Source organism: Bacillota bacterium (assembly GCA_012839765.1).
Classification (GTDB): Bacteria; Bacillota; Limnochordia; order DUMW01; family DUMW01; genus DUMW01.
In genome coordinates, this window is sequence record DUMW01000098.1 from 38,751 (window position 1) to 44,832 (window position 6,082).

Below are 6,082 nucleotides of genomic sequence, written 5' to 3' on the forward strand. Positions count from 1 at the left end.
GCTATTCCCTCCCTAGACCAAGCATCTTATCGAGGGCTCCGCCCGCCGGCACCATGGGATAGACGTTAGCCCCCCGGCAGACCTGCACATCAATGACCACCGGTTCAGGCAAGGCCAGCATTTCCTCCAGCACCGGGCGGACCTCCTCCCGCTTGGTGATGCGTCGACCTTTAATGCCATAGGCGGCGGCAATCTGGACGAAGTCCGGGTTATCCCGGAGATCGATGTAGGAGTAGCGTTCCTTGTAGAACAACTGCTGCCATTGCCGCACCATGCCCAAACACCCATTGTTCAAGATGACCACCTTCACGGGAATCCGGTTACTGGCGACAGTCCCCAGCTCCTGGATGTTCATCTGAAAGCTTCCGTCCCCAGCGATATCGATCACCGTGCGATCGGGCCGTCCCACCTGGGCACCGATGGCCGCGGGGAAACCGTAACCCATGGTGCCAAGGCCCCCAGAACTGACGAAGCACCGGGGCTCGTCGAACCGGTAATACTGGGCCGCCCACATCTGATGCTGTCCCACCTCGGTGGCGATGATCGCTTGGCCCTTGGTGATCTCGTAAATCTGTTCCACCACGTACTGGGGTGCGATCTCATCGTCCCTCTCCTCATAGGCGAGGGGATAGTCCCGTTTCCACCCGGCGATCTTTTCAAACCACTCGGTCCGCTCCACATGCTGAACCCGCTCCACCAAGGAGGAAAGCACGTTCCTGGCATCACCCACGATGGGGATATCCACATCCACATTCTTTCCGATTTCCGCCGGATCGATATCGATGTGGATCACCTTGGCCTGAGGGGCAAAGACATCTAGTTTGCCCGTTACCCGATCGTCAAAGCGGGCACCCACCGCGATGAGGAGATCACTGTTCATCACAGCGTAGTTGGCATAGGCGGTGCCGTGCATGCCCAGCATCCCCAAGGACAAGGGATGATTCCCCGGGAAAGCCCCTAGACCCATTAAGGTGGTGGTGACAGGCACGTTGGCCTTAGTCGCCAACGCAAAAAGCTCCCGATGGGCTCCGGAGGAAATGACTCCACCCCCCACGTAAAGCACTGGCCGGCGGGACCCGTTGATGGCCGCGGCGGCCTCCTCGATCTGCTTCACGTGACCCTTATAGGTGGGTTTATACCCCACCAGGTCCACCTTATCGGTGTAAACGAAATCAAACTCGGCGGAGGATACATCCCGCGGCAAGTCGATGAGCACAGGGCCAGGCCGGCCGGTGGTAGCGATATAGAACGCTTCACTGATAATCCGAGGCAGATCCCGTACGTCTTTGACCAAGTAATTATGCTTGGTAATCGGGGTAGTGATCCCGGTAATGTCCGCCTCCTGGAAGGAATCGCGGCCAATGAGGTTGGTGGCCACCTGACCGGTGACAGCAACAATGGGAATCGAATCCATGTAAGCATTGGCCAGGCCCGTCACCAGATTAGTGGCACCGGGTCCCGAGGTGGCAATACAGACCCCCGGCTTTCCCGTCACCCGCGCGTAACCATCGGCCGCATGGACCGCTCCTTGCTCGTGGCGGGTGAGAACGTGCCTGATCGGAGCATCATAGAGTACGTCATAGATGGGCAATACTGCTCCGCCGGGATAGCCGAAGACTACTTCCACACCTTTCCTGATAAAACATTCAATTAGTGCTTGTGCGCCGGTCATCTTCATAGTCGTGCGTCCATACCCGAAGTACGACGCTTTCACTCCCTTCCCTCGGAAACTGTTACCACTTGAAAAAAAACCTCCCATCCCGCGATTGGGACGAGAGGATTCTCCCGTGGTACCACCCAGCTTCAGCAGCCCAAGGGCTGCCCTCGAATGATCTTATGCGTGGATAAGATCTGCACGATAACGGATGCACCCTTTAAGGGCCAACCCGGTGCTGCCTACTGGTCTTTCGGCAACACGGCTTCAGGGCGAGTTCGAACGACATCGGCGTTACCTCCCACCACCCGGTAACTCTCTGGAGCCTTAAAGCCGTTCTACTACTCCCTTTCATCGCCTTTCTGGAATTATATTGCCATAAATATACCTGAGTTTACCCCCTGTGTCAAGAACCTACAATACCTAATTTCGGCCGGCGGTTCTCGAACGGGACAAACTCGGTCTGGGGAGGCACCGACCCCAGGGACTTGTCTAGTACTTGCGAAGGAAATCCTTGGCTACAAAAGCATCTCGGGAGGGCTGGGTATCCGCCGGTCCCTCCCCGAGGATCACAAACCGACACCGATCCCCCCGATACCACTCGTTGGCAAACTCCACCGGTTGACCGGCTTGGTCATATCCCACCCGGACCACCAGCATCAGGGGATCCTTCACATTCACCCGCAAAAGCTCCGCCTCGGTGTGGGTTGCAGCCACCGCCTCCAAGGTCTGGCGGACATACTTGATCTCGAAATTGTACTTGTCCTTGAAGATCCGGTAAAGGGATTGGGATAAATCATGTTCGTTGATACCCGGACACACACTGGTGGGATAATGGCTATGTTCAATACAGACCGCCTCCCCGTTGGCAAAGCGCAAACGCTGGATACACCAAAGGGGTGTGCCCACCTCCACTTTCAGTTCCCGGCTAATCTGCTTTGTGGCGGGAACCACCACCACATCCAAGACCTTTGCTCCCGGTTGCAACCCGCTGCTGAGCACCTGGTCCGAAAAGCCCAATACCTGGTCCGCCCGCTGATCGATCTTGGGATCCGCCACAAAGGTCCCCTTGCTGGGCACCCGGCGGAGCACCCCTTGGGCCACCAGCATCTCGATTCCCTTGCGCACCGTCAGGCGATTCACTCCTAGCCGGGCACTGAGGTTCCGCTCCGAATCCAGTTGGTCTCCGGGTTTGAGCTCCTGGGACTCTATCAGGTCCAGGATATATTGGGCCACCCGCATATAGAGGTATGAGCTTCCCACCAACATCAGCCTCCGTGTATACCGGTATATACCAGGATTTTAGCAGGCCACAGTGGGCTTGTCAAGGGGAGTTTCCACGAGATATCAATGTTTTCTCGTGCACGGGCAAGCTTAGGATCCGCCTAGCTGGTTTAGGCCGGTTGATAGGAGACGGGGAACCCATGGGTCGGTGAAACATCCACCGACCCATGGAAAGTAAGCTATACCGACAGCTGGCTGATAATCTCCTCCAGGCGCTGGGCAATGTTGGCCAACTGGTGGGAAGAATCGGCTAATCCTTGGGTCAGGGCCGACTGTTCCTGGGTGGCCGCGGCGATCTGCTGGCTGGTGGCCGCCTGTTGCTGGGTCATTTCCGCAATGGTTTGCACCTGGTCAATAATCTCCGCCACCCGGGCCACGATGGCATTGAGGGATTCGGTGGACTCTTTGACGGTGATGGCCCCTTGGGCTACCTTTTCCCGGCTGAGATTGGTGGAGTTTGCCGCCACATCCATCAAGGCATGCAGATTGCTGACCAGATCATCCACCTTCTCCAGGCTCGCCTTGGTCTGGACCGCCAGTTTGCGGATCTGATCCGCCACCACCGCAAAGCCCTGTCCGTATTCACCCGCGTTGGCCGCTTCAATGGCGGCATTCAGTGAGAGCAGATTGGTCTGGTCCGCAATCTCACTGATCACGTTAACCACGGTGACAATCTCTTTGGCCGCCTCCCGTAGCTGGTGCATCGCGGTGACAGTCTCTTCGGAAGCGCCCTCGATGCTTTGGATGGATTCGAGGCAAGAATTAATCTTCGCCGAACCGGTACGAGCCAATTCCCCGGTCTCTTGGGCCGCCTGATTGATGTTCATGATCTTTTGGCTGATCCGCACGGAGCTATCGGCAAACTCGGTGGCGCTACACGCGATCTGGTCAATCGATGCGCTGAGCTCCTCATTGGCAGTGGCCACCATCTGACTGGCGGAGACCGTTTCCGCCACCGCCTTTCGGGAAGCAGCCACCACCTCTTTAAGTGCCCCCAACATCCTATTGAAGGAGTCTACCATCACACCGATCTCATCCTGGCCCTGGTAATCCACGGAGACGGTAAGATCCCCGGCAGCTGCTTTGGCCATGGTGGCGGTAAGTAGGCCAATGGGTTTGGTTATCCCCCGGCCAATGATGGCGGAGAACACCACTCCTAGTACTAAAGCGATTACCGGAAGATAGATACTCCGGTCCCGGGATTGCTGGGTAAAGTGGCTCATTTGGTCTGCGGCTGCTAACCGGTATTCCTCAAGCAAGGTCCGGGTTTTCGTAAGCCGCGCCCTTAATTCTTCCAAAGCAGGCTTCGTCTCGTTCCAAAAGATCTGCTTGGCCTGGGCAGTCTCCAAGACGTCCCTGATCCGGGCGGCGGTACCATGCATGTGGACATGGTGCTCCGACAGTTCTTGGAGGGTTTTCGCCAGTTCCGGGGACAGCTCTTCCACCTGCCGCCGCTCTTCGCTATTCAGCCACTGACCCAAGCGGCAGCGGGTGGGATCTAGCTCCAGATCAAATTCACTGGGATCCCCCAAGTCCACAAGTTCGTTCAGGCGCTCGGACCAAAGCAGATGATCGATCTCCCTGAGGGTGAGGGTGTTCATCAGGTTCCCCGTATTCAATACTTCCCGACCACTGCGGTAGACCCTACTGACGCCAATGAAGTTGAATATGCTTAAAGCCAGCAACAGGCCTAAGATAAGTGAAAAACTCAAACCAATCTTCGTCCCGATCTTCAAATTCGCCCACCTCATAGAGATCTCCCTTCTTGCGCATAGGCTATCAGTGATTTTGAATGGCATTCGGGAAAAGATGTCAAACTCCTGCTTGGAGCGCAGGAATTTACATCGTTTCCTAAAACAGGTAGCCGTCCTTTGGAGGGGGAAAGAAAGTTGCAGTGTAGATTAGGCACGGTATACGACCACTATGAATACCGCTTTTAGTGTACTTCCCGATCCCAAGAATACGGTTTTCCCCTTTTCCCGGACAGGAAAACTTTCCATATCGTAAAAGCAACGGTTGATGGCAAAAGACAGGAAAGCATGACAAAGGGAAGCAGCCCATATTTATATTGTCGGTAATGGGGTGAGAAGTGTTTAAGGCGTGGCGAAGATGAAGCATCATGGTGGTGGAAGGTCCTCGTCTGTGGAAACCATGGGACCGGGTTAACTGTATATGCCTTTGAAGCACTTTAATAAAAGGGCTCTATTCTGTTCGATAGCCCAAACGACCGGTTTCTAGGACAAAAGGACCAACGGTCAACGGACCCGGTGTCAACGGACGGCAGGCGGTTATCGGTAACGTCAATGGGTACTATATCGATTCTGGGTTGTTAGGATTTGGACGGGTTCCAAGCCAATAATCCTCTCCCCCACAGGCTCCCCCCAGAAATAGGACTCACCGCAGCTCGCTAACGAAGCTGCGGTGAGTAGATAACCGTTGTTAGAACCCGGTGCTCGTCCGCACCCAGTCCCACGTACTGGTTGATGTAGAACCCGCTGGCGCCCAGGTTTGTAGGAATATCCGTACCGCACCCAAGGGGAAGCTTTCGATGTCCCGCTCTGTGACTAGACTGTCATCCACATAGCTACGAAACAGGGAGCCTGTGCGGCTGAGCTTCATGGTAACCGGTCTTCCGGGAACCACCACGTTATTGCCAATAAAGAAGCGATCAAAATACCCGTCGGCGGTGGTGTCCACGTAAACCGCACCGGTGTCCGTCACACAGAAGCGAACATAGGCCCCCGATGCCGTATGTTGCAATCCGAGAAATGCCTGGCCGGCACTTAGGTGTAACAGGCGTGCTTCAATTGTATAATCCTCACCGTCAATCACTTCCGTGGCCACCAAGGTGACCGTCTCCCCCGGGGTCCTTAACTGCAACTGGCCATTAGCGATTTCCCAAGTGGCATTGTCCCATGTAGTCCACAGGCTGTTGCTACTTTCGAAGTCGTCGTAGACTTGGTACCCTGCATCGTCATCGTCCACTGAACTTCGGCTATCCGCCGGTTCAGGGATTGTCTGATAGCCCAACCCGGTCCGCCGATGGCTGTAAACAACCAACTTCCGCTCACTATCCGGCACCAGGTTTCCTTCGGTGTCCAGCATCCGAATCCGGTACTCACCGGCGGGCAGATTCACCACAAA

Annotated in this window: 4 protein-coding genes and 1 other annotated feature; all 4 genes read right to left on the bottom strand. The window is 55.7% G+C overall.

What is annotated here, in order from left to right:
- Nucleotide 1 precedes the first annotated feature (1 nt).
- Entirely contained in the window at nt 2-1,678 is a 1,677-nt protein-coding gene (gene ilvB, locus GXX57_09835) for a biosynthetic-type acetolactate synthase large subunit (protein HHV44948.1), read from the bottom strand.
- A gap of 86 nt (nt 1,679-1,764) precedes the next feature.
- Nucleotides 1,765-2,018: a binding site (T-box leader), on the bottom strand.
- 128 nt (nt 2,019-2,146) lie between these two features.
- Nucleotides 2,147-2,917 (bottom strand): GntR family transcriptional regulator, encoded by a 771-nt coding sequence (locus GXX57_09840; GenBank protein ID HHV44949.1) that lies wholly within the window; start codon nt 2,915-2,917, stop codon nt 2,147-2,149.
- A gap of 200 nt (nt 2,918-3,117) precedes the next feature.
- The gene (locus GXX57_09845; GenBank protein ID HHV44950.1) at nt 3,118-4,689 is read right to left on the bottom strand and encodes a HAMP domain-containing protein; all 1,572 of its coding nucleotides are present in this window, start codon (nt 4,687-4,689) and stop codon (nt 3,118-3,120) included.
- Nucleotides 4,690-5,377: 688 nt separating this feature from the next.
- A partial coding sequence (locus tag GXX57_09850; GenBank protein HHV44951.1) for a hypothetical protein occupies nt 5,378-6,082 on the bottom strand: 705 nt, incomplete at its 5' end.

Coding starts and splice junctions, on each gene's coding strand:
- ilvB (HHV44948.1), bottom strand. CDS start 1,678: ATGAAGATGACCGGCGCACAAGCACTAATTGAATGTTTTATCAGGAAA.
- GXX57_09845 (HHV44950.1), bottom strand. CDS start 4,689: ATGAGGTGGGCGAATTTGAAGATCGGGACGAAGATTGGTTTGAGTTTT.